26 protein-coding genes are annotated in these 25,366 nt (G+C 71.7%); 6 read left to right on the top strand and 20 right to left on the bottom strand.

Annotated features, from left to right (window positions below; translation table 11 throughout):
• Positions 1 to 127: 127 nt before the first annotated feature.
• From F1C12_RS00945 to dapA, 9 genes are all read right to left on the bottom strand, one after another.
• On the bottom strand, positions 128 to 646 hold the full coding sequence (locus F1C12_RS00945; protein WP_374939545.1) for a CinA family protein: 519 nt from the start codon (positions 644 to 646) through the stop codon (positions 128 to 130).
• Complete coding sequence (gene pgsA, locus F1C12_RS00940; protein ID WP_185277021.1) at positions 633 to 1,256, bottom strand: CDP-diacylglycerol--glycerol-3-phosphate 3-phosphatidyltransferase; 624 nt, start codon at positions 1,254 to 1,256, stop codon at positions 633 to 635. Before pgsA ends, F1C12_RS00945 begins: the two co-directional genes overlap by 14 nt.
• A 6-nt stretch (positions 1,257 to 1,262) precedes the next feature.
• The gene (locus F1C12_RS00935; RefSeq protein ID WP_185277020.1) at positions 1,263 to 4,106 is read right to left on the bottom strand and encodes an FtsK/SpoIIIE family DNA translocase; all 2,844 of its coding nucleotides are present in this window, start codon (positions 4,104 to 4,106) and stop codon (positions 1,263 to 1,265) included.
• Between the two features lie 126 nt (positions 4,107 to 4,232).
• Positions 4,233 to 4,724 carry a GNAT family N-acetyltransferase gene (locus F1C12_RS00930; protein WP_185277019.1) on the bottom strand — a complete coding sequence of 164 codons (492 nt, stop codon included), beginning with the start codon at positions 4,722 to 4,724 and terminating at the stop codon, positions 4,233 to 4,235.
• A gap of 61 nt (positions 4,725 to 4,785) precedes the next feature.
• On the bottom strand, positions 4,786 to 6,000 hold the full coding sequence (locus tag F1C12_RS00925) for an ABC transporter permease (protein WP_185277018.1): 1,215 nt from the start codon (positions 5,998 to 6,000) through the stop codon (positions 4,786 to 4,788).
• Positions 5,997 to 6,689, bottom strand: coding sequence for an ABC transporter ATP-binding protein (locus tag F1C12_RS00920; protein ID WP_219732707.1), 693 nt, complete (start codon positions 6,687 to 6,689; stop codon positions 5,997 to 5,999). Before F1C12_RS00920 ends, F1C12_RS00925 begins: the two co-directional genes overlap by 4 nt.
• Before the next feature lie 5 nt (positions 6,690 to 6,694).
• Positions 6,695 to 7,759 (bottom strand): efflux RND transporter periplasmic adaptor subunit, encoded by a 1,065-nt coding sequence (locus F1C12_RS00915; RefSeq protein ID WP_185277016.1) that lies wholly within the window; start codon positions 7,757 to 7,759, stop codon positions 6,695 to 6,697.
• An 86-nt stretch (positions 7,760 to 7,845) separates the two neighbouring features.
• Complete coding sequence (locus F1C12_RS00910) at positions 7,846 to 9,522, bottom strand: ribonuclease J (RefSeq protein ID WP_185277015.1); 1,677 nt, start codon at positions 9,520 to 9,522, stop codon at positions 7,846 to 7,848.
• A gap of 72 nt (positions 9,523 to 9,594) precedes the next feature.
• Complete coding sequence (gene dapA, locus F1C12_RS00905) at positions 9,595 to 10,572, bottom strand: 4-hydroxy-tetrahydrodipicolinate synthase (protein ID WP_185277014.1); 978 nt, start codon at positions 10,570 to 10,572, stop codon at positions 9,595 to 9,597.
• Between the two features lie 101 nt (positions 10,573 to 10,673).
• Here dapA and F1C12_RS00900 point away from each other — a divergent pair, with 101 nt between their 5' ends.
• The 4 genes from F1C12_RS00900 to F1C12_RS00885 all read left to right on the top strand — a co-directional run bounded on the left by F1C12_RS00900 (position 10,674) and on the right by F1C12_RS00885 (position 13,084).
• Entirely contained in the window at positions 10,674 to 11,153 is a 480-nt protein-coding gene (locus tag F1C12_RS00900) for a thioredoxin family protein (protein ID WP_258046065.1), read from the top strand.
• A gap of 2 nt (positions 11,154 to 11,155) precedes the next feature.
• Positions 11,156 to 11,659 (top strand): DUF4395 domain-containing protein, encoded by a 504-nt coding sequence (locus F1C12_RS00895; RefSeq protein ID WP_185277013.1) that lies wholly within the window; start codon positions 11,156 to 11,158, stop codon positions 11,657 to 11,659.
• A 101-nt stretch (positions 11,660 to 11,760) separates the two neighbouring features.
• Entirely contained in the window at positions 11,761 to 12,186 is a 426-nt protein-coding gene (locus F1C12_RS00890) for an OsmC family peroxiredoxin (protein WP_185277012.1), read from the top strand.
• Between the two features lie 4 nt (positions 12,187 to 12,190).
• A complete protein-coding gene (locus F1C12_RS00885) occupies positions 12,191 to 13,084 on the top strand; it encodes a TIGR01777 family oxidoreductase (RefSeq protein ID WP_185277011.1) in 894 nt (297 codons plus the stop codon).
• A 6-nt stretch (positions 13,085 to 13,090) separates the two neighbouring features.
• Here the strand turns inward: F1C12_RS00885 and F1C12_RS00880 are convergent, their stop codons facing one another.
• Both F1C12_RS00880 and dapB read right to left on the bottom strand, forming a co-directional pair.
• On the bottom strand, positions 13,091 to 13,555 hold the full coding sequence (locus F1C12_RS00880; RefSeq protein ID WP_258046064.1) for a hypothetical protein: 465 nt from the start codon (positions 13,553 to 13,555) through the stop codon (positions 13,091 to 13,093).
• 8 nt (positions 13,556 to 13,563) lie between these two features.
• Positions 13,564 to 14,343 carry a 4-hydroxy-tetrahydrodipicolinate reductase gene (gene dapB / locus F1C12_RS00875; protein WP_185277010.1) on the bottom strand — a complete coding sequence of 260 codons (780 nt, stop codon included), beginning with the start codon at positions 14,341 to 14,343 and terminating at the stop codon, positions 13,564 to 13,566.
• A gap of 89 nt (positions 14,344 to 14,432) precedes the next feature.
• On the opposite strand from dapB, the gene F1C12_RS00870 reads away from it, so the two are divergent.
• Positions 14,433 to 14,942, top strand: a complete 510-nt coding sequence (locus F1C12_RS00870; RefSeq protein ID WP_185277009.1) for a GNAT family N-acetyltransferase — start codon at positions 14,433 to 14,435, stop codon at positions 14,940 to 14,942.
• A gap of 13 nt (positions 14,943 to 14,955) precedes the next feature.
• Here F1C12_RS00870 and F1C12_RS00865 read toward each other — a convergent pair whose 3' ends face one another.
• Positions 14,956 to 15,558 carry a histidine phosphatase family protein gene (locus F1C12_RS00865; protein ID WP_185277008.1) on the bottom strand — a complete coding sequence of 201 codons (603 nt, stop codon included), beginning with the start codon at positions 15,556 to 15,558 and terminating at the stop codon, positions 14,956 to 14,958.
• A gap of 38 nt (positions 15,559 to 15,596) precedes the next feature.
• Entirely contained in the window at positions 15,597 to 16,946 is a 1,350-nt protein-coding gene (locus tag F1C12_RS00860) for a M16 family metallopeptidase (protein ID WP_185277007.1), read from the bottom strand.
• 182 nt (positions 16,947 to 17,128) lie between these two features.
• On the opposite strand from F1C12_RS00860, the gene F1C12_RS00855 reads away from it, so the two are divergent.
• The gene (locus F1C12_RS00855; RefSeq protein WP_185277006.1) at positions 17,129 to 17,713 is read left to right on the top strand and encodes a TetR/AcrR family transcriptional regulator; all 585 of its coding nucleotides are present in this window, start codon (positions 17,129 to 17,131) and stop codon (positions 17,711 to 17,713) included.
• 149 nt (positions 17,714 to 17,862) lie between these two features.
• Here the strand turns inward: F1C12_RS00855 and F1C12_RS00850 are convergent, their stop codons facing one another.
• The 7 genes from F1C12_RS00850 to F1C12_RS00820 all read right to left on the bottom strand — a co-directional run bounded on the left by F1C12_RS00850 (position 17,863) and on the right by F1C12_RS00820 (position 25,361).
• Positions 17,863 to 19,035: an aldo/keto reductase gene (locus tag F1C12_RS00850; protein ID WP_185277005.1), complete on the bottom strand. Its 1,173-nt coding sequence runs from the start codon at positions 19,033 to 19,035 to the stop codon at positions 17,863 to 17,865.
• A 170-nt stretch (positions 19,036 to 19,205) separates the two neighbouring features.
• On the bottom strand, positions 19,206 to 20,024 hold the full coding sequence (locus F1C12_RS00845) for an HpcH/HpaI aldolase/citrate lyase family protein (protein WP_185277004.1): 819 nt from the start codon (positions 20,022 to 20,024) through the stop codon (positions 19,206 to 19,208).
• Positions 20,021 to 20,509: a MaoC family dehydratase gene (locus tag F1C12_RS00840; RefSeq protein ID WP_185277003.1), complete on the bottom strand. Its 489-nt coding sequence runs from the start codon at positions 20,507 to 20,509 to the stop codon at positions 20,021 to 20,023. The genes F1C12_RS00845 and F1C12_RS00840 overlap by 4 nt, the downstream gene beginning before the upstream one ends.
• A complete protein-coding gene (locus F1C12_RS00835) occupies positions 20,506 to 21,153 on the bottom strand; it encodes a CoA transferase subunit B (RefSeq protein ID WP_185277002.1) in 648 nt (215 codons plus the stop codon). The genes F1C12_RS00840 and F1C12_RS00835 overlap by 4 nt, the downstream gene beginning before the upstream one ends.
• Positions 21,150 to 21,929, bottom strand: a complete 780-nt coding sequence (locus F1C12_RS00830) for a CoA transferase subunit A (RefSeq protein WP_185277001.1) — start codon at positions 21,927 to 21,929, stop codon at positions 21,150 to 21,152. The genes F1C12_RS00835 and F1C12_RS00830 overlap by 4 nt, the downstream gene beginning before the upstream one ends.
• 52 nt (positions 21,930 to 21,981) lie before the next feature.
• Positions 21,982 to 23,187 carry an acyl-CoA dehydrogenase family protein gene (locus F1C12_RS00825; RefSeq protein ID WP_185277000.1) on the bottom strand — a complete coding sequence of 402 codons (1,206 nt, stop codon included), beginning with the start codon at positions 23,185 to 23,187 and terminating at the stop codon, positions 21,982 to 21,984.
• A complete protein-coding gene (locus tag F1C12_RS00820) occupies positions 23,184 to 25,361 on the bottom strand; it encodes an ATP-binding protein (RefSeq protein WP_185276999.1) in 2,178 nt (725 codons plus the stop codon). Before F1C12_RS00820 ends, F1C12_RS00825 begins: the two co-directional genes overlap by 4 nt.
• Positions 25,362 to 25,366 lie beyond the last annotated feature (5 nt).

Raw genomic sequence — 25,366 nt, 5'->3', positions numbered from 1 at the left:
ATCCATGTCAGTCACGATATCCGCGACGACTGGGCTTTCGTTGTGAATGCAACGAGTTGTAACCGAACGGAAACACCAGCTATTCCCTGGGCTCCGAGCGGGTTCGGAGACGCCCCGCGAAGGGGGGTCAGGGGGCGACGATGCCCAGCTCGACCGCCAGTTCGCGGACCGCCCTGGACACCGTCTGCGCACGGATCGACTGCCGGTCCCCGGCGAGGCGGAGCTCGACGGAGCGCACCCCCGCGGCCGACGCGACGCCGACGTAGACCGTGCCGACGGCACGGCCGCCCTGCGGGTCCGGGCCGGCGACGCCGGTGGTCGAGACTCCGAGGTCGGCGGGACGCCCGGCGACGGCGAGTCGCTCCCGGACGCCGGCGGCGAGCTGGCGCGCCACCTCCGGGTCGACCGGGCCCTCGCGCTCCAGCAGCCCGGCATCCACCCCGAGCAGCGTGTGCTTGAGCTCGGTGGCGTAGACCACGGCCGCGCCGAGCACGACAGCGGAGGCCCCGGGCACCCGGGTCAGCTCGGCCGTGAGGCCTCCCCCGGTCAGCGACTCCGCGACGGCGATCGTCTGACCGCGGTCGATGAGCGTGCGCACCACGCGGAAGGTGAGGTCGGCCGCCGCGACGTCGTCAGGCCCCGGCACGCTTGGCCTTCCGGCCGCGGTAGGCCTGCCAGAGGTAGTCGAAGCCCGTCACGACGGTGAGGATGACGGCGGCGGTCATCAGGATGCCGTTCACCCAGAAGATCCAGTCGCCGAAGATCGTCCAGAGCGGGAAGAGCGCGAACGAGATGGCCACGGACTGCACGATGGTCTTGATCTTGCCGCCGCGGGAGGCAGCGATGACCCCCTGGCGGATGACCACGAACCGGTAGACCGTGATGCCGATCTCGCGCACGAGGATGACGATGGTGACCCACCACGGCAGCTCGTTCAGGATCGACAGCGACACCAGGGCGCCGCCGGTCAGCACCTTGTCGGCGATCGGGTCGAGCAGCTTGCCGAGGTCCGTGACCAGGTTGTTGCGCCGCGCGATCGCGCCGTCCACGCCGTCCGTGGCGATGGCGAGCACGAAGAGCACAGCGGCGGTCCAGCGCAGCGGCCCGTCGTGACCGGCGTCGGCGAGCAACATCCAGACGAACACCGGCGCGAGCAGGATGCGCACCACCGTGATCAGGTTGGGCACGTTCCAGTTGCTCGCGCGGTTCGCGCTGCCGTCCGCCGCGGCAGGCGGAGGCGTGTCGGGCACCGACATCGCGGTCTACTCCCTGCCGGTCAGCTGCCAGGCGTCCTCGTCCGAGTCGCCGTCCACCTCAGGATAGCCCTCGGTCATCTCCGCGACAGGATCGGCTCCGTACCGGTCGCCGTCGTCGTGGGCGTCGGCGCGCGGCTGCCCGGCGGTCACCTGTCCGGCCGCCGGCTGCCCGGCCGCCGGCTGCCCGACAGGAGCCTGCGCGCCGGCGGGACGTGCCGGCGGCTCCTCGCCGCGCAGGCGCGCCAGCACCTGCGGGAGCTGCTCAGCGGTCACGAGCACGTCGCGCGCCTTCGATCCCTCCGACGGGCCGACGATCTCGCGGGACTCCAGGAGGTCCATGAGCCGGCCGGCCTTGGCGAAGCCGACGCGCAGCTTGCGCTGGAGCATCGAGGTGGAGCCGAACTGGGACGACACCACGAGCTCCGCCGCGGCGAGCAGCAGCTCCAGGTCGTCGCCGATGTCGGAGTCGATCTGCTTCTTCTCCGCGCCGGCGGTGACGTCCTGCCGGTACTCCGGCCGGGCCTGCCGGGTGACGTGGTTGACGACCTTCTGGATTTCATCCTCGTTCACCCACGCGCCCTGCACGCGGAGCGCCTTGGAGGCGCCCATCGGCAGGAAGAGCCCGTCGCCCTGGCCGATGAGCTTGTCCGCGCCCGGCTGGTCGAGGATGACGCGGGAGTCGGTGACGCTCGTCACGGCGAACGCCAGCCGGGACGGCACGTTGGCCTTGATCAGACCGGTGACGACGTCCACCGACGGACGCTGCGTCGCGAGCACCAGGTGGATGCCGGAGGCGCGCGCGAGCTGGGTGATGCGCACGATCGAGTCCTCGACGTCGCGCGGGGCGACCATCATCAGGTCGGCGAGCTCGTCCACCACGACCAGCAGGTACGGGTAGGGCTTCAGCTTGCGCTCGCTGCCCTCCGGAAGCACGATCTCGTTGTTGACGACGGCCTTGTTGAAGTCGTCGATGTGGCGGAAGCCGAAGCTCGCCAGGTCGTCGTACCGCATGTCCATCTCTTTGACGACCCACTGGAGGGCCTCCGCGGCCTTCTTGGGGTTGGTGATGATGGGCGTGATGAGGTGCGGGACGCCGCCGTAGATGGTGAGCTCGACGCGCTTCGGGTCGATGAGGACCATGCGGACCTCGGACGGCTTGGCGCGCATCAGCAGGCTGGTGATCATCGAGTTGACGAAGCTCGACTTTCCGGAGCCGGTGGAGCCGGCCACCAGGAGGTGCGGCATCTTCGCGAGGTTCGCGACGACGAAGCCGCCGCCGACGTCTTTGCCGACGCCGATGGTCATCGGGTGGACGCTCTTGGCGGCCGCAGGAGAGCGGAGGATGTCGCCGAGCGAGACGATCTCGCGGTCGCTGTTCGGGATCTCGACGCCGATCGCGGACTTGCCGGGGATCGGCGACAGGATGCGGACCTCGTTGCTGGCGACCGCGTAGGAGAGGTTCTTGCTGAGCGCCGTGACGCGCTCCACCTTGACGCCGGGGCCGAGCTCGATCTCGTACTGGGTGACCGTCGGGCCGCGCGAGTAGCCGGTCACCTTGGCGTCGACGCCGAACTGGTCGAGCACCTCGGTGATCGCGGCGACGATCTCCTCGTTCGCGCTGGAACGGGTCTTCGCGGGCGTGCCGGCCGACAGCATGGTGGCCGAGGGCAGGTTGTACGGCGCGGTCGGCTGCGCGTCGGCCTCGTCGACCGCGCTGGTCTCGTCGAAGTCGTCGGCGCCGGCCTGGAAGCCCGGCAGCACCGCCGGGGCCGTCGGCACGGGTGCGGCCGCGGCGGTCGGCGGCAGCTCGCCCGTGAAGCGCTGCAGCACCGTCTCCGCGTTGGCGAGCTCGCCGAGCACCTCGGTGTTGTAGTGGTCGTGCGCCGGGTCCGGCTCGATCGCGGACGCGAACTCGCCCTTGCCCCGCGTGGGGGCTCCGAAGACCTCGGTGAGGTCGGCCGGCGCCTCGTAGTCCGGGTCCTCCTCGCGCTGGGACTTGTTGCGCCGCCACCACGGCAACGCGGTCTCGCCCTCCGGTTCGTCCAGGCCGTCGAGCTCGACCTGCTCGGTGCGCTGGTTCTTGCGCTCGTCCCTGGCTTCCTGGCGCTCCTCCTCCGTGGGGAGCTGAGCGCCGAACAGGTAGGCGTACAGCTCGCGGATGCGCGCGGGCAGCTTGTTGGGCGGCGTCTTGGTGATGATGAAGAGGCTCAGGACCAGCAGCAGGATGATGACAGCGGCGGCCCCGTAGGGCGTGATGAGCCAGGACAGCGGGGCGGCGATCAGCCAGCCCAGCATGCCACCGGCCTGCGCGAGCGCGGCGACGCCGTCGGTGGGCGACGGGTGGTGGCTGAACAGGTGGCAGAGCCCGGAGATCATCAGCAGCAGGATGCCGAGGCCGATGCCGATGCGCGTGTTGTCGTGGACGGAGCTGGGATGCCGGAACAGCCAGGCCGCGAAGACGACCATGACGACCGGGAGTGCGAAGGCGACCCGGCCGAACAGGAGGCCGAACGTCCAGGAGTCGAGTGTGCGGGCGACCTGGTCGTTGATCAGGAACCACTCGACGACGACACCGGCGATGGCGAGCAGGACGAGGAAGAACGGGAAGCCGTCGCGCCGCTCCTCCTTGCTCAGCTTCTCGGGGCCGAGGGCGCGGAACGCCCCTCCGGTGAGGTGCGCCAGCCCCATCCAGGCGCGCACGAGCGGACTCGGCGCCTCGTCGGCGGCCGGGTACGCGACGGTCTTCTGGTTCTGCGTCTTCGCCGGGGTTTTGGCGGCCGTCTTGCGCGCCGTCGAGCCGCCGCGACCGGACCCCCGGGCGGACGAGGTCGACTTGGTGCTCGTAGCCATAGGTTCAACGCTACTTCGGACCCCCGGCAGGGGGACGGATCCCGCGCTGAAATGGGGAAAATCCGCGGCGGCGCACGGGCTGTGGAGGAGGGGGTCGGGAGGACGTGCTCTGGTAGGACGGGGCGCTCAGCGCACCGCGCGCACCATCGTGTCGGCCGTCGACCGCGACTCCACTGTCACGTAGCCCTCGCTCACGTAGAGGCGCTGGGCGAAGTTCGCGCGCTCGACGCTCAGGCTCAGCCGGGCGGCCCCGGAGACGGCGGCCTGCCTCCCGAGCTCCTGGAGCAGCGCGCGGCCGACGCCCTGCGCGCGCCACTGCGTGTTGACGCCGAGGGTGAGCTCCGGGACGCCGACGGCGACGAACCCGCTGCCGGGCGCGTCGGCCGGGAAGAGCCGGGCCCAGCACGCGCCGACCGCCGCGCCGTGGGCGTCCTCCGCGACGCAGCCGAAGTCACCGGGCCGTTTCCAGCCCGCGACGTACCGCAGAACGGCCGGGTCCTCCAGCACCGCGACGCGCGCGCGGGCGCGGGAGGCGTTCCAGTTCGCAGCCTCCACCAGCATGTCGGAGAGGATGCGCGCGTCCTCCCCGTTCGCCGGGCGGATCCGGAACCCTGTCATGGCTGAACGCTACTCGCCGCGATGTTTCGCGCGGGTTACAGAGCCGGCGACGACCCGGGGTTCAGTACCGGATCGCATCGATCACCTTGACCCGCACCGCCACGAGCGCCGGGAGCAGCCCCGCCAGCGCGCCGACCGCCGTCGCCGCGACCAGCCCGAGCACGGCGGCCTCGACCGGGTACGGCGGCATGTCGGTGATCATCCCGCCGCCGAGCCGCTCCTCGACCCACGGGTTCTTCACGACCAGCACCGACAGCGCGACGCCCGCAGCTCCCGCGACCACCGTCGCCACGACGCTCTCCATCATCACCGCGAAGAACACCCGCGCGCCCGTCGCCCCGAAACTGCGCCGCACCCCGATCTCCCGGATGCGGTGCCGCACCGTGACCATGGCGATGTTGACCAGCCCGAGCGCACCGAGCAGGAGGATGAGGACGGCGATGCCGCCGACGATCAGCTTGAAGTACCACAGCGGGTCTTGATCGAGGTGGGCGAGATAGTCGTTCCGGTTGACGCTGATCGCGCCTGTGCCGAGCGCTCGGTCGAACTCGGACGTGATCGCCGTGACCATCGGCGTCGCGATCTCCGGAGGCACCCACGCTTCGAGCGAGGGCGCGCCGAAGTCGAGCCCCCGACTGGAGGCGAGCCTGTCGAGGCTGGCGTTCAGAACGATCGCCGTCGCGTCGTCCGGCGAGTACGGCGTCTTCATCACGCCGACGACGACCGCTGTGACCTTCGACTCGCCGTTCAGGACGGTGGCGGTGGGGTGCTCGGCGAGAGGCGGCGAGCCGAGTCTGCGCCAGAACGCCTCGTTCACGATGATCGGAGGTGCGAGCAGTTGCTCGTCCGCGGGCTGGAACCAGCGCCCCTGCTCCACGACGGTACGGTGCATCGTGGCGTAGGGCTGGTCGACGGTCTGCGCCATCACGGCCGTCACTCCGTCGCGGAATTGGATCGGCAGCGACACATTTCCGACCTTCGAGGAATAGCGGATGCCGTGGCGTTTCAGAATGGTGTCCCAGGCTGCGTCGAGCCGCTCCTCGCTGGTCGCGCTGGAGTCGTTCGGGAAGACCGCGATGAGCGCCGGACGGCCGCCCGAGCGCTCGTTGCCCTCGCGCATCCCCTGCTCGGCGATGTTGGCGACCCCGACGACCGAGCTGAGCGCGCACACGGCGACCCCCACTCCGATCAGCGACAGCAGCACCCGCGTGCGGTGGATGCGCAGCTCCTGCCAGGCCTCGACGATCGCGCCCCAGAGCGCGGCGAGCGCGTTCATGCGGCCGCCTCCGCGGTCGTGGCGTGCAGACGTCCGGCGTCGAGCCGGTAGCGGACCGCCGAGCGCGCGGCCACGGCAGGGTCGTGCGTGATGACGACGAGGGCCGCGTCGTTCTCGGCGGCGACCTCCTCGAGCAGGTCGATGACGGTGGACCCGGTCTCCACATCGAGCGCGCCGGTCGGCTCGTCCGCCAGGATCAGCCGCGGCCCGCGCACCAGCGCCCGGGCGATGGCGACACGCTGCTGCTCGCCACCGGAGAGAACTTCGGGCAGAGAGCCGAGCCGGTGGCCGAGCCCGACGCGTTCGAGCATCTCGGTGGCGAGGAGCCGGCGCTTCCAGAACCTCCGGCCGGTCGCGTACAGCAGCGGGGTCATGACGTTCTCGAGCGCCGTGCGGCCGGACAGGAGGTTGAACTGCTGGAACACGAAGCCGACGTCGGCGCCGCGGCGCAGGTCGCGCGCTCGCCCGCCGATCCGCTGGACGGGCACGCCCTCGAACTCGAACTCGCCGCTGCTCGGGGAGTCGAGGAGGCCCAGGATGTTGAGCAGCGTCGACTTGCCCGACCCGGAGCGGCCGACGACCGACACCCGCTCCCCCGACTCCACGACGAGATCGATGCCGTGCAGGATCGTGAGCGGAGCGGCGTCCGGCACCTGGACCGTCTTGGTGACATCGCTCAGGCGCAGCAGGCGCGTCACGGCCCGGCTTCCGGGCCGGGGCCTGAGCACATCATCCCGCCGTTGCCCATCGGCACGCAGCCGCCTTCCGGCGTCGTGGCGCCCGGGACGAACTGCAGGACGGAGTCGCCCTCCTTCAGGCCGCCCGTGACTTCGACGGACGTGCCGTCGGTGAGCCCGAGCGCGACCTCGACCTGCGCTGGGTCGCCGCCCTTCCCGTCCGGGACGTAGACGACGCCCTTCTCGGCGGAACCCTTCACCGCGGTGGTCGGCACCGTGAGCACGTTCTCCGCGCGCCCGGCGGAGATCGTGACATCCGCGCTCAGCCCCGCGAACACGGTCACCTCGGCGGGGACCGCGCAGCGCACGGTCGTGGTCGAGCCGCCGCCGCTCCCACCGCCCCCGCCGCCGGTTCCCGGCACGGTGTTCGGAGCGGTGTTCGCGGCGGACGCCGGGGGCGTCGTGATGGTCAGCCCGGTGCAGGTGAACGGCGCCGGGCCGCCCTTGACTGTGACGGTGGCCTCGGTCGGCCGGTGGATCAGGCGGTACTGCTGCTCGGCCGGCAGCGTGGCGGAGACCGAGAAGGTGGGCGGCGCGACCGAGCCGACGGCGTCGCCGATGGAGACGCTCTGGCCGGCGAGCACGGGAAGCTCGCTCACGACACCGGAGATCGGCGCGGTGACCTCCGTGTAGCTGATGGCGGGCTTGCGCTCCGTCATCGTCTGCGTGCCGTCCGGGCCGGTCTCGACGACCGGGTCGCGCGGCGTCTCGACCTTGATGTCGAAGAGCACCGCCCCGACGTCGATGGGCTTGCCGACGGTCGCCTGCACCTTGTTGACGGTGCCCGCAGCCGTCGCGCGCGCCGGCACCGCGTCGTCGGCGACGATCGACCCGGTCACCGTCACGTCGTTGACGATCGTGCCCGTCGTGACGGTGGTGACCGGGTCGGTCAGCTGACCGGTCGGTGTCGCCGGATCCGCGGCGGTGGACTCCCCGCTCGGGAAGAACGCCAGCTTGACCAGCGCGACGGCGATCGCCGCCACCAGGACGATTCGGAGCACCGGGAAGACCCAGCGACGCATGACCCCCACATGCAGCCTTTCATTCGCGTGCGCCGACCCCCGGCGTCACGTGGATTCCATCTTACATACCTGGAGCTGAAACTCCGTTACGCCTCGATGACGAGCGGGACGATCATCGGCCGGCGGCGGTAGCTGGTGTTCACCCAGCGGCCCACCGTGCGGCGAACCACCTGCGAGAGCGCGTGCGAGTCGCGGACGCCGTTGTGGGCCGCATCGGCGAGCGCCGCCGCGATCTTCGGCTTGACGTCGTCGAACACCGCATCGTCCTCCGCGAAGCCGCGGGCGTGGATCTCCGGGCCGGTGACGATGCGGCCGCTGGCGGCCTCCACCACCACGATGATCGAGATGAAGCCCTCCTCGCCGAGGATCCGGCGGTCCTTGAGGTCGGCGTCGGTGATCTCGCCGACGCTGGAGCCGTCGACGTAGACGAAGCCGAGGTCGAGCTGGCCGACGACGCGGGCGACGCCGTCGCGCAGGTCGATGACCGTGCCGTCCTCCGCGAGGATCGTGTTCTCCTCCGGCACACCGGTGTCCATCGCGAGGCGCGCGTTGGCCACCAGGTGGCGGTACTCGCCGTGCACGGGCATCACGTTGCGGGGCTTGAGGATGTTGTAGCAGTAGAGCAGCTCGCCCGCGGCGGCGTGGCCGGAGACGTGCACCTTGGCGTTGCCCTTGTGGACGACGTTGGCGCCGAGCTTGGTCAGGCCGTCGATGACGCGGTAGACCGCGTTCTCGTTGCCCGGGATGAGGCTGGAGGCCAGGATGACCGTGTCGCCGTGGCCGACCTCGATCTGGTGGTCGAGGTTCGCCATGCGCGCGAGCACCGCCATCGGCTCGCCCTGGGAGCCGGTCGACATGTAGACGATCTCGTCGTCCGGGAGGTCGGCGGCCTTCTTGTAGTCGATGAGCACGCCTTCGGGCACCTTGAGGTAGCCGAGCTCGGCGGCGATGGTCATGTTGCGCACCATCGAGCGGCCGAGCAGCGCGACGCGGCGGCCGTTGGCGGCGGCGGCGTCGAGCACCTGCTGGACGCGGTGCACGTGGCTGGAGAAGCTCGCGACGATCACCCGGCGCGGGGCGCGGGCGATCACGGTGTCGAGCACCGGGCCGATGGAACGCTCCAGCGGCGTGAAGCCGGGGACGTCGGCGTTGGTGGAGTCGGCCATGAACAGGTCGACGCCGCGCTCGCCCAGGCGGGCGAAGGCGCGCAGGTCGGTGATCCGGTCGTCGAGCGGGAGCTGGTCCATCTTGAAGTCGCCGGTGTGCAGCACCGTGCCGGCCGGCGTGGTGATGGCGACGGCGAGCGCGTCGGGGATGGAGTGGTTGACCGCGACGAACTCCAGGTCGAACGGGCCGAGCTGCTCGGTGCGGCCCTCCTTGACGGTGAGCGTGTACGGCTGGATGCGGTGCTCCTTGAGCTTCGCCTCCACCAGGGCGAGGGTGAGGCCGGAGCCGATCAGCGGGATATCCGCGCGCAGCTTGAGGAGGTACGGCACGGCGCCGATGTGGTCCTCGTGACCGTGCGTCAGCACCACGCCGAGCACGTCGTCCAGCCGGTCGCGGACCGGGCCGAAGTCGGGAAGGATCAGGTCGACGCCCGGCTGGTCCTGCTCGGGGAACAGGACGCCGCAGTCGACGATCAGCAGCTTGCCTTCGTATTCGAAGACGGTCATGTTGCGGCCGATCTCGCCGAGACCGCCGGTGGGGATAATCCGAAGCGTTCCCGGTTCGAGCGCAGGGGGTTCGGAGACGAGGTTGGGCATCTGCCCTCCAATGTTCAGGTGTGTACGTGCGTCCGGGCGGTGGCCCGGGGTGGAACCGGCCGCAGAGCGGCCCTAGCGTGTGGCGCCGGCGATCTTGGGCAGCGCGCCGCCTGCGGCGGCGTTGCGATCGGGGCGGAAGTTGCGGAAGTCGGCGCCGGGGATGTCGCGGACGAGGTCGAGCTCGTCCTCGATCTGGGCGGCCTCCCACTCTTCCGGGCCGACGAGCGGGAGACGGACCCGCGGGCTGGAGATGCGACCCAGGCCGTGCAGGATGTACTTGGCCGCGACGGTGCCGGGAACGTGCGTCATGACGGCGCGGACCAGCGGCTCCAGCTTCTGGTGCGCGGCGGTCGCGGTGGCCAGGTCGCCGGCGTTGACCGCGTCCACGATCTGCCGGTACGGCGTGGCGGTGATGTTGGCCGTGACCCCGATGAGGCCGGTGGCGCCGATCGCCAGGTGCGGGAGGACGTTGGCGTCGTCGCCCGAGAAGTACATCAGGTCGGTCTGGTTCAGCACCCGGCTGACCTCGCTGAAGTCGCCCTTGGCGTCCTTGATGGCGAGGACGTTGGGGTGCTTGGCGATGCGCAGGATGGTCTCGTACTTGATCGGGATGCCGGTGCGGCCGGGGATGTCGTAGAGGATGACGGGCAGATCGGTGGAGTCGGCGATCATCCGGAAGTGCGTGAGGACGCCGGCCTGGGTCGGCTTGTTGTAGTACGGCGTGACGATCATGACGCCGTCGGCGCCGGCCTTCTCGCTCTGCTTGTAGAGCTGGATGGCGTGCGCCGTCTCGTTCGAGCCGCCGCCGGTGATGATCTTGGCCCGGCCGCCCGCGACGTCTTTGCCGACCTCGACCAGGCGCAGCTTCTCGGCGTCGGTGAGGGTGGAGGTCTCGCCTGTGGTGCCGGTGACGACGATGCCGTCCGCGCCCGCGACGATCACGTCGTCCATGTGCTTCTCCACGCCGGCCCAGTCGACCTCGCCATCGGCGGTGAAGGGCGTGACCAGGGCGACGAGCACCTGGCCGAACGGGTTCGCGGGAGCAGCCATGGTGTCAAGGCTATCGGGTCGGGCCGGGCGACCGCCTCCCCCGCCGGCCGATCTGTGGAGAGCCCGTGACGGCGCGGACCCGTGGAGGACGACGGCGCGTCATGTTCGTTCACACTGCCTTCAGCATCGAGTGGAGCCCGCGTATCGTCGCGCTCACCATGTCCGTACCCGCCGCGCTCCTCGTCCTGCTCGCCCTGGTCGCCGTCGCGACAGCGGCCGGCGTCGTGTGGCGCGCCCGCGCGGGACGGGTGCGCCACGCGCGAGCCGACCGCGTGACCGCGCACGAGGTGGGCGCGGCCGTACTCGGCGCACGAGCCACGCTGGTCCAGTTCTCCACCGCGTTCTGCGCCCAGTGCCCCTCGACCGCTCGCGTCCTGCACGGCGTCGCGGGCGAGCACGACGGCGTCGAGCACCTGGACGTCGACCTGACCGAGCGCCCGGAGCTCGCCCGCCGGTTCGGCGTGCTGCAGACCCCGACCACACTGCTGCTCGACGCCCGCGGCACCGTCCGCGGCCGCATCGCCGGCGCGGCGCGCCCGGGCGATGTCCGCACCGCCCTCGACCGCATCCTGACGGAGTGACCATGACCGAGAAACCAAGCACCGAGAACCCGAGCGCCGCCCGGCCCACCACCACCGGCATCGACCCCCGCTCTCCGCGGTTCGGCGCCGCGATCACCGCAGTCCTGCTGCTGGTCGACCTCTTTCTCGCCCTCACCGGCGCGACCGCGGCCGCCGCGGTGCTGCTGCTCGTGATCGCGGCGCTGTTCGCCTGGGGCGCTTTCGCGGGCGTACGCCGGCATCCCTACGGCCTCCTCTACCGCGTCGCGATCCGTCCGCACCTCGCACCGCCGACCGAGCTGGAGGACCCGGCCCCGCCGACATTCGCGCAGCTCGTCGGCCTGGTCGTCACCGGTCTCGGCCTCCTGCTGTTCGCGCTGGGCGTGCCCGTCGCGCTGCCGATCGCCGCCGCGCTCGCGTTCGTCGCGGCCTTCCTGAACGCCGCGTTCGGGTACTGCCTGGGCTGCCAGATCTACCTGCTGCTCGTGCGGGCCGGCGTCATCCGGAAGCGTGCCAGCACGGCCTGAGGACCAAACCGGGAATCCCCCGTGCGGGGGTCGACGCGTCGGGGGCCGCCAGTAGTCTGGTCGGACCCGCGGGCACTCCGCGGCGCACAACAGGAGGTCTCATGGCAGTCACCAGCGAATCCACCACGGTCTGGACCGGCGATCTGAAGTCCGGCTCGGGGACCGTCTCCCTGGACTCGTCGGGAGCGGCGACGCTCTCCGTGAACTGGAAGGCCCGCTCCGAGGGCGGTGCGGAGACCTCCACGCCGGAGGAGCTGCTGGGCGCGGCGCACTCGGCCTGCTTCTCGATGGCGTTCTCGAACGTGCTCGCGACCTTCGGCACGCCGCCGGAGAGCATCCGCACCACCGCCGCGGTGACCTTCGACCCCGCGCAGGGCATCACCGGCAGCCACCTCCTGGTCGAGGCGACCGTCCCCGGCCTCGGCGAGGAGGACTTCCAGCGCCTCGCCGACGAGGCCAAGCGCACCTGCCCGGTCTCGCGGGCGCTCGTCGGCATCCCGATCACGATCGAAGCCACGCTGGCCTGAGCCGATGCGCGTGCTCGTGGCCGGCGCGTCCGGCATGATCGGCACCGAACTCGTCCGCGCGCTGACGGCGGAGGGCCACGACGCCCTCCGCCTGGTGCGGCGGGAGCCCGCGGCCGCCGACGAACGCGCCTGGGCCCCCTCGGCGCGCAGCATCGACCTGCGGCTGCTGGACGACGCGGACGGGCTGGTGAACCTCTCCGGCGCCTCCCTCAACCGACTTCCCTGGACCGCGGCGCACAAGCGCCGGATCCTCGACTCGCGCCTGGCCGCGACGGGCACGCTCGCGGACGGGATGCGCCAGGCCGCCGACCCGCCCAGCGTCTTCGTCAGCGGCTCGGCGGTCGGCTACTACGGCGACCGGCCGGGGCAGACGCTGACCGAGGACTCCGCCCAGGGCACCGGATTCCTCTCCGACGTGGTGGAGGCCTGGGAGACCGCCGCGCACCTCGTCCCGGCCGGGACCCGCGTGGTCACCGTCCGCACCGGGGTCGTCGTCGGGCCGGGCGGAGCGATGGCGCCGCTGCTGCCGCTCGCCAAGGCGGGGCTGGTCGGCCCGATCGCGGGCGGCCGGCAGCACTGGCCGTGGGTGAGCCTGCGCGACGAGGCGGCCGCGATCGTCCACCTCCTGACCTCCGGCCTGAGCGGACCGGTGAACGTCGTCGGGCCGGAGCCCGCGACCGCCGCCGAGGTGCTGCGCGCGCTGACGACGGCGGTGCACCGGCCGTACGGCCTGCCGCTGCCTGGCGCGATCGTGAACCTGGGGCTCGGCGAGGCCGGGCGGGAGCTGCTGCTCGCGGATCAGCGGGTGCTCCCGCAGCGGCTGCTGGAGGACGGGTTCGTGTTCCAGGATGCGACCGTGCAGGACGCGATGGCGCAGCTGATGGCGCGGGCGGCGTAGCGCGGTTCAGCCCGTAGCGCGCCCGGCGCGCTCCTGCGCCCGGTACAGCCCGATCGCCTGCCGCAGCGCCGCGCGTGCCCGGCGGCGGTCTCCGCTCGCGTCGTAGGCGAGACCGAGGCGGAACCAGGCGCGCCAGCTCTCCGGCGACGCCTCAACCTCCGCCTTGAACTGCGGGAACTCCGCGTCCGCAGCGTCGCGCAGCGGGCGTCCGCTGGCACGGTGCGGGAGGTCGTCCACCGGGAGGGTGCCCTCCGCTGCCATCAGCTTGACGAGCTTCTCGGTGCGGGCGCCGAACAGCAGCTCCCGGATGAGCGCCCAGGCTGCGATCAGACCGATCACGATCAGCGCGACGCTCATCGCGATGCCGACGGCCGAACCCGATTCGAACAGCAGCACCGCGCGCTGGAGGACCAGCACGAGGTACACGACGAGCAGCAGCGCCATGAACAGCGCCGAGAGACGGTTGCGCATCGGGCGGCCTACACCTCGCGGACGGTCGGGCGCGGCGGCTCCCCGTCCGGCTCGGAGATGCCGAGGTCGACCAGCTTGTCGAGGCCGACGACCACGCCGGTGGTCGTCGCGGCGGCGCGCAGCGCGAGCAGGATGCCGGCCTCGTACGCCTCCTGCCCGATCGTGTCGTGGCGGATGGTGAGGGTCTCCCCCGCCCCGCCGAAGATCACCTGCTGCTGGGCGGCGACGCCGCGCATCCGGAGGCTGTGGATCGGGACGCTCGCGACCTGCTGGCCGCGCGCCCGCTGGTCCGTGTGCGGCGCGTCGACCGGCCCGCGCTGCAGCCGGGCGGCGCCGATCAGCTCGGCGGTGCGCACCGCGGTGCCGGAGGGCGAGTCGACCTTGCCCGTGCCGTGCGTCTCCACGATCTCGATCGAGTCGAAGAAGCGCGCGGCGACCGTCGCGAAGGCGGTGCCGAGCGCGGAGCCCAGCGAGAAGTTCGGGATGACGATCGCGCCGGCGCCCTCGTGCTCGGCCACCCGGCGCTCCAGCTCCAGGATGCGGTCGGCCGACCAGCCGGACGTGCCGACCAGCACGTTCAGGCCGTGGTCGACGGCGAAGGCAACGATCCCCTGGCTGACCTGCGGGAGCGTCATGTCCACCAGCACGTCGGCGCCGAGCATCGCGTCGAGCGGGGTGCGGGAGTCGAGGGCGGCCACGAGCTCCAGGTCGTCGGCCGCCTCGATGAGACGGACCGCCACGGATCCGAGCTTGCCGGTCGCCCCGGCCACGGCCACGCGAATAGTCACCCGTCCACCCTACCTGCCGTGCGCGGCCGCCGACCCGGCTCGCACCTGTGCGCAGCCGTCGGACGTCCGCCGCCGACTAGCCTGGGACGATGGTGTCCTTTGCCGATGTCTCCGTCACCGACGCGACCGCCCACCGGATGCTGGCGGACTACTTCGCCGAGCGCGCCGAGACGTTCCCCGCGTCCCAGGGCGCGTACCGCACGACCTTCCCCGACCCGGGCCAGTTCGTGCCGCCCGCCGGCGTCTTCCTGCTGGCCTACGACGACGGGGAGGCCGGCTGCGGCGGCATCCGCGAGCTGACGGTCCCGCTGTCGGAGACCGAGGACGGCGAGCAGGTCGTCCGATACGAGATCAAGCACCTCTGGGTGGCGCCGGAGCACCGCGGCCAGGGCCTCGGCCGCGCCATCCTCGCCGAGCTGGAGCACCGCGCACGCGGCTTCGGGGCGACCGAGGTCGTGCTGGACACCAACGCGAGCCTGGAGGCCGCAGGCGGCCTCTACCGGTCGCACGGCTACGAGAGCGTGCAGCCCTACAACGACAACCCGAACGCGACGGACTGGTTCCGCAAGCGGCTCGGCCCGAACGTCACGTCGGCGTAGCGCGGGAGCCCGGTCAGACCGGCTGCAGCTCCGGCAGCCCGGTGCGCAGCTCGACCGGCAGGTGCCCGAGGTCGTTGTGCACCACCAGCACCGGCGGCTTCGCCGAGCGCACCCGGATGATGGTGAGGCCGCAATTGGCCTGGTTGAGTCCGAGCCAGCGCCAGGCCGGCGCGTCGAACACGTGCCGGACGAACCAGCCGATCACGAAGTTGTGCGTCACCAGCAGATCGTGGCGATCCCCCATCGCCGGCGTCAGGAACTCGTGGACCGCGTCCTCCATCTGGGCGCGGCCGGCGTCGATCTCGGCCTCCGTCACCGGGCCGAAGAACGACTCGAACGCCTTGGGCATATCGGGCGTCGGCCCGGACGGAATGCAGTCGAACAGCAGGCTGGACGGCTCCGGCTGCACCGCCGGCATCCGGGAGGCGATGATCGAGGCGGTCTCCTCGGCGCGCACGAGCGGCGAGTGGTACATCCCGGTCAGCGGCAGCCCGCTGAGCCGGTCCGCGATGAGCTGGGCCTGGCGCTTTCCGCGCGGCGAGAGCGGGCCGTCGGGGAGGCCGTGCTCGGCATCCTGCTGCTCGCCGTGCCGCACGAGGTAGAGGTAATGGGGCACCGGTAGACCTTTCGATGTAACGGGAATGGAGAGGGCGGTCAGGCCACCAGGCCTGCGAAGACGTCGTCGTCGACGCCACCCACCGCGGAGATCGAGACCGGCCGGTCGGCCAGGTCCCGTGCGAGTTCTCGGACGTCACCTGCGGTGACGAGGTGCAGGCGCCGGAGGCTCTCGTCGAGGTCGGCGAACTCCCCCAGGCTGATCTCGGCGCGGCCGAGCCGCGACATCCGGGTGTCGGAGTCCTCCAGCGCGAGGGCCGCCCCGCCGGAGAGCTGTCCGACCGCGCGGCGGAGCTCGTCCGCCGACACCCCGCCGTCGGCGAGGCGGTGCAGCTCGGAGAGCATCAGCTCGGCCACCTGCCGCGCCTTCGCGGGCGCGCAGGCGGAGAACAGCCCGAAGACGCCGGCGTCGGAGTAGGAGCCGGAGAACGAGTAGACGGCGTAGGCCAGCCCGCGCTTCTCGCGGACCTCCTGGAACAGCCGGCTCGACATCCCGCCGCCGAGGATGGAGTTGAGCACGCTCATCGTGGTACGGCGTTCGTCTGTCGCGACGATGCCGGGCATGCCGATGATGAGGTTGGCCTGCTCGATCGGCCGGGCGACGGTCACGACGGATGCGCCGCGCTCGACCGGCACGAGTTCGTTCGGACGGCGGTCGACCGGGGCGGCCACCTCGTCCCGGCTCCAGCCCGCGGCGTCGAGCGCGCGCTGGACGCCTGCGACGAGCACGTCGTGGTCGACCGCGCCCGCTGCCGTCACGACCAGGTCGCGCGGCCGGTAGTTGGCGCGGTAGTGGCCCCACACGGCGTCGCGGGTCGCGGCGCGGATGGTGTCGGGACGGCCGCCGATCGGACGCCCGAGAGGGTGGTCGCCGAGCACGGCGGTGAAGAGGCGCTCGTTGGCGACGTCGGCCGGATCGTCCTCGGCCATCGACAGCTCTTCGAGGATCACGCCGCGCTCGTTCTCGAACTCGGTGGGGTCGAGAACGGAGGAGGTGAGCATGTCGCCGATGACCTCCACCGCCATCGGGAGGTCGCGATCCTGCACCTTGGCGTAGTAGCAGGTGTACTCCTTGGCGGTCATGGCGTTGTGCTCGCCGCCGACCGAGTCGAAGGACACCGCGATGTCGAGGGCGGTGCGCGTGCGCGTGCCCTTGAACAGCAGGTGCTCGAGGAAGTGCGTGGAGCCGAGACTGCCGGCCACGTCGGCCAGCTCGTCGCGGGATCCGACCGCCACCCAGTAGCCGAGGGTGGCGCTGCGCGCACCCGGCACCTGCTCCCTGAGGATGCGGACGCCGTTCGGCAGGATCGTGCGGCGGACGAGGGCTTCGCCGGAGGCGGCGAAAGCGAGGTCGGCCAGACCGAGCGGGAGGTCGACTGCGCTGTTCATCCCCTCAACCCTACGCCAGCGCCCGTTCGAAAGCGGAGACTGGGAAATTGAGGACAAACAGACTGGTCTGTCTACCACTATACTGAAGTGACCACCCCGACCGGTCGTCCCCCCTTGGACCGGTCGGGGGGTTCTCAGAGACGAGCGGAGGCCCCGGCCTCCCGGAGAGAGGAGACGACCAGATGGTCGTAAGTGCCCGCGCGACCATCCGGCCGCCCGCACCGTCGAAGATCAAGATCCTCGCGACCGCCGACGAACTCTTCTACCAGGAGGGCATCCACACGGTCGGCGTCGACCGCATCATCGCGGGCGCCCGGGTGACGAAGGCGACGTTCTACAAGCACTTCCGCTCCAAGGACCTCCTGATCATCGCCTACGTCGAGGGCCGGGACCGCCAGGTGCGCGAATGGTTCACCGAGAAGGAGGCCGAGCTCTCCGACCCGACCGAGATCGCCCGCGCCCTCGTGGACTCCATCAACGCCGAGGCGGTCCGCCCCGGCTTTCGCGGCGACCCGTTCATCAACGCCGCCGCGCAGTTCGCCGACGAGAACCACCCCGTGCGCATCGCCGTGACCGCCCACCGGGACTGGTACGCGAAGCACATCGAGGAGCTGTTCCGCCAGATCGGTCACCCGCGTCCCGGCGACGCGGCGGACGACCTCATCCTCGCGCGCGACGGGGCCCTGGCGGGCGGCTACGTGGGCGACCCGATCGCGGCCGGGGCGGCACTGCACCGCGCGCTCGACCGCATCCTCGCCGAGCAGTAGGGCGTAGCCAGCGGAGGACATCGGACGCGACACGCCGTCCGATGGCAGCCAACGGAGGAGTTACGACCCCTGACGGGGTGGAAGTCCTCCGTTGGCTGGCGAATCTCGCCGGGATGGGGTGGAAGTCCTCCGTTGGCGACGTGGCCCGGTTACTCGGAGACGCGGTCGAGGTCGAGCATCTGGGCTCGGGTGAGGCGGATGCCGGCGGCGGCCATCAGTCCGTCGACCTGCTCCGGGCGGCTGGCGCTCGCCACGGGAGCGACGATGGTGCGCTTGGCCAGCAGCCAGGCGATCGCCACGCTCGCCGGGGCGACGCCGTGCTCGGCGGCGATCCGGTCGAGGACGGCCAGGACGCGCATTCCCTTGCGGTTGACGTAGGCGGACGCGCGCACGCTGCGGGCGTCGGCGCTCAGGTCGGACTTGGAGCGGTACTTGCCCGTGAGGAAGCCGTTGGCCAGCGCGTAGTACGGCATCACCGCGAGGCCCTGGGCGGCCGCGACGATGCGCAGCGCGCTCTCGAACTCGGCGCGGTGCATGAGGTTGTACTGGGTCTGGATGGCGACGAACTTCGGCAGGCCGGCCGACGCCAGGATACGTGCCTCGATGAGCCGCTCTGCGCTGAAGTTGGAGGCGCCGAGGTAGCGGACCTTGCCCGTCTCGATGAGCCACTCGGCGGTCGCGAGGCTGTCCTCCAGCGGGACGTCCGGATCGTCGTCGTGGAAGTACAGCAGGTCGATGTGGTCCGTCTGCAGGCGCTCCAGGGAGGCCTCCACGGCGCGCACGATGCTCACCGAGCCGAGGCCGGGGTTCTCGTGGTGGCGGCCGACCTTGGTGGCGACCACCAGCTGGTCGCGGTTTCGGCGCTCGTGCATCCACTTGCCGATGAGGACCTCGCTGCGGCCGCCGACGTAGCTGTCGGCGGTGTCGATGAAGTCGCCGCCGCGCGAAGCGAACCGGTCGAGGATCGCCAGCGAGGTGTCGCCGTCGGCCGTCCAGCCGAACACGCTCGCGCCGAGCGACAGCGGGTGGACCGCGAGGTCGCTCTCGCCGATGCGGCGCGGGGCGATGATCGAGAGCGGGCCGGTGCGCTCCAGACCGGAGTCGATGTCGAGCGGGCCGCCGGTGTCGGTGGACGGCCCGGCGAAGGTCAGCGACGCAGCCGCGACGAGAGGACGCGGCGAGGTGGCAGCCGACTGCGCAGGCGGCACCGAGGTGGACGCGGGCGCCGGGTTCGAGGTGCCTTCAGCGTCCGGAGCGACCGGTGCGGCGGGGGCGCGGAGACCGACGCTCTCGAGCAGGCGCAGGGGAAGCAGCTGTGGCATTCCGTCCCCCTTCCAGTCGTTCGAGCGGGTGTTCACGCTGACGATCGATTCGTGGCTCGAAACGATTCGAGAGTGCTCTGCTCTGGAACGTTAAGGGCAGAGTACGGCATGCCGCCGACACGGCACGACCAAACGGGTGAACGGCGTAAAAATCGTTCATCACAGTTTCATCACAACGTGCTAGTCGCCCTCCGGAGCACCGATCGGGCGTGCGAAAGGACGGGTCCGTCGACCATCTTGCCGTTGTGGCGGAACACTCCCCCGCCCGCCGCGCGAGCCGCCTCCAGCAACTCTACGGCCTCCGCCACCTGGGCCTCGTCGGGCCGGTACGCGGCCCGCACGGTGTCCACCTGCGCGGGGTGGATGCACGCGGTCGCGGCGAACCCGACGGCGACCGCGTCCTCGGCCTCGGCGGCGAGCCCGTCGAGGTCCGCGATGTCGAGGTGGACCGTGTCGATCGCGGGCTTCCCCGCGGCCCCGGCGGCCAGCAGCACCGCGGAGCGCGCGTGCGCCGCCACGTCCCGGTAGCGGCCGTCGGCGTGCCGGCTCGACGTGCCGCCGAGCGAGGCGACCAGGTCCTCCGCTCCCCACATCAGGGCGACGACGTGCTCGGCAGCGGCGAGCTCGGCCGCCGCCATGACCCCCGCCGCGGTCTCGCACAGGGCGATCACGTGGAGGCCGTCGAGCGCCGCGAGGTCGGCCGCCTGCTCGGCCTTCGGCAGCATCACCGCCGGGTAGGGCGTGAGCGCGAGGGCGGCGAGGTCGGCGGCCTGGTCGTCGGTGCCCGCCTGGTTGATCCGCACGATCACGCGGGCCGGGTCGAGGTCGGAGGCGGCGAGCGCCTCGCGCGCGGCCGGCCGGCGCCCGGGGTCGACGGCGTCCTCCAGGTCGAGGATCACGGCGTCCGCCCGCTCCAGCGCCTTCGCGTACCGGTCGGGCCGGTCGGCGGGGCAGAACAGCAGCGCCGGACCCCACGGGAAGGGCGTCATACGTCGCTCGTCCCGAGGTGCGCGTCGCGGCACCACACCATCACCTGGCGGACCGCGGTCGCGACCAGGACGCCGTCCTGGTTGCGGCCGGTGTGCTCCAGCGTCACGATCCCCTGGCCCGGGCGGGAGGCCGACAGCCGCTTGGCCGTCACCGTCGTCTCCGAGTAGAGCGTGTCGCCGTGGTACAGCGGGTGCGGGAAGGACACCTCCGAGAAGCCGAGGTTCGCGACGATCGTGCCCTGCGTCAGCTGGGCGACCGACGCGCCGACGATCGTCGCGAGCGTCCACATCGAGTTCATCAGCCGCTCGCCGAACGGCTGCCGCGCCGACCACGCGGCGTCCAGGTGCAGTGCCTGCGTGTTCATCGTCAGGGTGGTGAAGAGGACGTTGTCGGCCTCCGTCACGGTGCGCCCTGGACGGTGGAGGTAGCGGGTCTCCAGCTCGAACTCCTCGTAGTAGAGGCCGCGCTGCTCGACTTCTTTCATGATGCGGCCTCCAGCTCCACCGCGAGCGGCGCACCCGTCGCAGCCACGACCTCCTCGACCGTCACACCCGGCGCCGTCTCGCGCAGGACGAGCCCGTCCGGCGTCACGTCGATCACGGCGAGGTCGGTGATGATGCGGTCGACGCAGCCGGTACCGGTGAGCGGGAGGGTGCACTCGGCGAGGATCTTGGGCCGGCCCTCCTTGTCGACGTGCTCCATCATCACGATCAGCCGCTTGGCGCCGAAGACGAGGTCCATCGCGCCGCCCATGCCCTTGACCATCTTGCCGGGGATCATCCAGTTGGCCAGGTCGCCGGTGGCCGAGACCTCCATCGCGCCGAGGACCGCGACGTCCACGTGGCCGCCGCGGACCATGCCGAACGACAGCGACGAGTCGAAGTAGGCCGCGCCGCGCTTCACTGTGACGGTCTCCTTGCCCGCGTTGATGAGGTCGGGGTCGACATCGGCGTCGGCCGGGTATGGCCCGACGCCGAGCACGCCGTTCTCGGAGTGCAGGATGACCTCGACGCCCTCCGGGATGTAGTTCGGGATGAGCGTCGGCATGCCGATGCCGAGGTTGACGTACTGGCCGTTCTCCAGCTCCAGCGCCACGCGCGCGGCGAGCTCGGTGCGGGTGAGGCTCATCGGGTGGTCCCTTCCTCGGCGCTCGCAGGCGCTGCGACCGTGCGCCGCTCGATCCGCTTCTCCACGTCCGGCGCGAGCACCACGCGCTGGACGAAGATCCCGGGCAGGTGCACCTCCCCCGGCGAGAGCTCGCCCGGCTCGACCAGCTCCTCCACTTCGGCGATGGTCACGCCGCCCGCCATCGCGGCGAGCGGGTTGAAGTTCATCGCCGCAGCGTGGAAGACCAGGTTGCCGTGCCGGTCGCCCTTCGCCGCGTGCACGAGCGCGAAATCGGGGCGCAGCGAGCGCTCCAGCACGTAGGAGGCGCCGTCGAACTCGCGCACCTCCTTCGGCTCGCTGGCGACGGCGATGGAACCGTCCTCGTTGTACCGGCGCGGCAGGCCGCCGAGGGCGATCTGCGTTCCGACCCCGGCCGGCGTGTAGAACGCTGGGATGCCCGCGCCGCCGGCCCGCAGCTTCTCGGCGAGCGTGCCCTGCGGGGTCAGCTCCACCTCCAGCTCGCCGGAGAGGAACTGCCGCGCGAACTCCTTGTTCTCGCCGACGTAGGAGCTGATCATCTTGCGGATGCGGCGTTCGGCGAGCAGGAGTCCGAGCCCCCAGTCGTCCACGCCGCAGTTGTTGCTGACCACCTCCAGGTCGGTCGTGCCGGCCTCCAGCAGCGCCTGGATGAGCGCGCTCGGGATGCCGCAGAGCCCGAACCCGCCCACCGCCAGGCTCGCGCCGCTCGGGATGTCGGCGACCGCCTCCGCAGCGCTCGCCACCGTCTTGTCGATCACGCCGTGACTCCCCTTCCGATCCTCACCGTCGAGTACGCGAAACGTATCGCGCTCAGGCCTCGAAGCCCAGGGCCCGCGAGATGATCATCAGCTGCACCTCGGTGGTGCCCTCGCCGACCTCCAGGATCTTCGAGTCGCGGTAGTGCCGGGCAACCGGGTTCTCGTTGAGGAAGCCGTAGCCGCCGAAGATCTGCGTCGCGTCGCGGGCGTTGTCCATCGCGGCCTCGCTGCCGACCAGCTTGGCGATGGAGGCCTCCATCTTGAAGGGCTTGCCCGCCATCAGCTTGAACGCGGCGTCGTAGTACGCCAGCCGCGCCGCGTGCACCCGGGCCTGCATCCGCGCGATCTTGAACGCGATGTACTGGTTGGAGCCGATCGAGCGGCCGAACACGTTGCGCTCCTTGGCGTAGCGCATCGCCTCCTCCAGGCAGCCCTGCGCGGCGCCGGTGCAGAGGGCGGCGAAGGCGACGCGGCCCTCGTCGAGGGTGGCGAGGAAGTTGGCGTAGCCGCGGCCTCGCTCGCCGAGGAGGTTGGCCTCGGGGACGTGCACGTCGGTGAGCGTCAGCGGGTGGGTATCGGAGGTGTGCCAGCCGACCTTGTCGTAGACCGGCTCGGCGACGAAACCGGGGGTGCCGGTCGGGACGATGATCGCCGAGAGCTCCTTCTTGACCGAGCCGTCGGCGCGGCGCTCCTCGCCGGTCACGGCGGTGATGGTCACGAGCTTGGTGATCTCGGAGCCGGAGTTGGTGATGAACTGCTTGGTGCCGTTCAGGATCCACTCGCCGTCGCGCAGGATCGCGGTGGTCTTCGTGCCGCCGGCGTCGGAGCCGGCGTCGGCCTCGGTCAGTCCGAACCCGGCGAGCGCTTCGCCGCGCGCCAGCATCGGCAGCCACTCCTGCTTCTGCTCCTCGGTGCCGTTGCGGAAGATCGGCATCGCGCCGAGACCGATGCCGGCCTCCAGTGTCACGCCGATGGACTGGTCCACCCGGCCGAGCTGCTCGACGGCGAGGCACAGCGAGAGGTAGTCCTTGCCCTGGCCGCCGTACTCGACCGGGAACGGGAGGCCGAACAGGCCCATCCGGCCCATCTCGGCGATGATCTCGTACGGGAGGCTGCGCTTCGTGTCGTACTCGTACGCGGCGGGCGCGACGACGGTGTCGGCGAAGTCGCGGACCTGGTCGCGGAGCCGGCGCTGCTCGTCGGTGAGCTCGAAGCCGGCGACGTCGAGGTCGGCCGGGCGTGACATCTGCATGGTCATCGGAGATTCCTGTCTGTTGTGGTGACGGTCCCTGCCGCGGCGTGCTCGCCGTGGGATGTGGCGGCCGATGGTGTCGGCTCGGTGGTGTCCGCCGGGGTGGGCGGGACGTTCTGGGTGGTGGACGCTTCGCCGGATTCGGGCGCGGCGGCCTCGGGAGCATCCACGACAGCGACGAGCTGGTCGAGCTTCACGAGATCGCCCGGCGCGACGGAGACGGTCACGGTGCCGGCGATCGGGGCGACCAGGCGGTGCTCCATCTTCATCGCCTCCACCACGGCGACGGTGTCGCCCGCCTCGACGGATTCGCCGGAGGAGACCGGCACGGCCACGACGGTGCCGGGCATGGGCGAGCGGACCTCGGGGTGCGCGGCCGCCTCTCCGCGCTCGCGGGCGGCGAGCGCCGCGGCCAGCCGCTCGGCGGGCGTCCGCAGCCGGAGGGCGCGGGAGCGACCGCCGTGTGCGAGCCACACGGTGGCGCCGTCGCGGGCCGCGTCGAAGCGGGTGACCACGCCGTCGAGGTCGAGCACAACCGCGTCGGGCTGGCCGGCGGCGCCGGGCTGCACCGCGACGCGGGCGGTGTGCGCGCGCGCCTCGCCCTCCCGACCCGGCACGGTCACCCGATCGCCGAGCACCTGCACGGGCGTGCCGTCCACGTCGTACCGGACCGGACGGGCCGAGCCCAGCCGCCAGCCGCTGGGCGCGCCCCACAGTGCTCCGACGCCGCCCGGGGTCGCGGACTCCCGCTCCCGGTGCGCCAGCAGCGCCGCAGCGACCAGCTCGGCGGTGGAGGCCGGGACCGGCTCCAGCGCGGAGAACCGCCGGTCGATCAGCGTGGTGTCCATGCTGCCCGCGCGGACCTCCTCGTCTGCCAGGAGGTCGCGGAGCCAGGCGATGTTGTTGACGAGGCCCAGCACCGCGGTGCCGGCGAGCGCGCGGTCGAGCCGCGCCAGCGCCCCGGCGCGATCGGGCGCCCAGGCGATCACCTTGGCGAGCATCGGGTCGTAGTCGGTGACGACGCGCGTCCCGGCCGCCAGGCCGCTGTCGACGCGGACGCCCTCCCCCGCCGGCTCGCGCAGCGCGAGCACCGCGCCGTCGCCCGGCAGGAAGTCGCGCTCCGGGTTCTCGGCGTACACGCGCGCTTCGACGGCGTGACCGGTGAGCCGGATGTCGTCCTGCGCGAGGCCAAGGGGCTCCCCCGCCGCGACACGGAGCTGCCACTCCACCAGGTCGACGCCCGTCACCAGCTCGGTCACCGGGTGCTCGACCTGGAGCCGGGTGTTCATCTCCATGAAGAAGAACTCGTCCGGGCGCTCGGCCGACACCAGGAACTCGACGGTCCCGGCCCCGACATAGCCGACGCTCGCCGCGACCCGGCAGGCGGCCTCACCGATCCGGGCGCGGGTCGCCGCGTCCAGCAGCGGCGACGGCGCCTCCTCGACCACCTTCTGGTGGCGGCGCTGGAGCGAGCACTCGCGCTCGCCGAGGTGCACGACGGCGCCGTGCCGGTCCGCGACGATCTGCACCTCGATGTGCCGGGGCGACTCGACCAGCCGCTCCAGGAAGAGCGTGTCGTCGCCGAAGGCGGCTGCCGCGACGCGCCGGGCCGCGCGCAGCGCCTCGGGAAGGTCGGCGGCCGCGTGCACCGCTTGCATGCCCTTGCCGCCGCCGCCCGCCGACGGCTTGACCAGCACGGGATAGCCGATGCGCTCGGCCGCCGCCACGAGCTCGTCGTCGCCCAGGCCGGGCTCCGCGATGCCGGGGATGGTCGGGACGCCCGAGCGGCCGACCTCCTGCTTGGCCGAGATCTTGTCGCCCATGACCTCCAGCGCGTGCACACCGGGGCCGACGAAGACGATGCCCGCGGACTCGCAGGCCTCGGCGAGCGCCGCGTTCTCGGACAGGAACCCGTAGCCGGGGTGCACCGCCGTGGCGCCCGTGCGGCGCGCGGCGTCCACGATGGCGTCGACGGACAGGTAGCTGTCGCGTGCGGGCGCAGGTCCGATGCGGACCGCCGTGTCCGCGAGCCGGACGTGCGGGGCGTCCCGGTCGGCGTCGCTGAACACGGCGACCGAGCGGATGCCGAGGCGGCGCAGCGTGCGGATCACGCGGCAGGCGATCTCGCCGCGGTTCGCCACCAGGACGGATTCGAACGGGATGGAGGAGTAGTCGGTCATCGTCA

The sequence above is a fragment of the Leifsonia shinshuensis genome (assembly GCF_014217625.1).
GTDB classification, from domain to species: Bacteria; Actinomycetota; Actinomycetes; order Actinomycetales; family Microbacteriaceae; genus Leifsonia; species Leifsonia shinshuensis_A.
The sequence above is the reverse complement of the archived record's forward strand: the minus strand, read 5'-3'. Positions and strand labels throughout refer to the sequence as shown.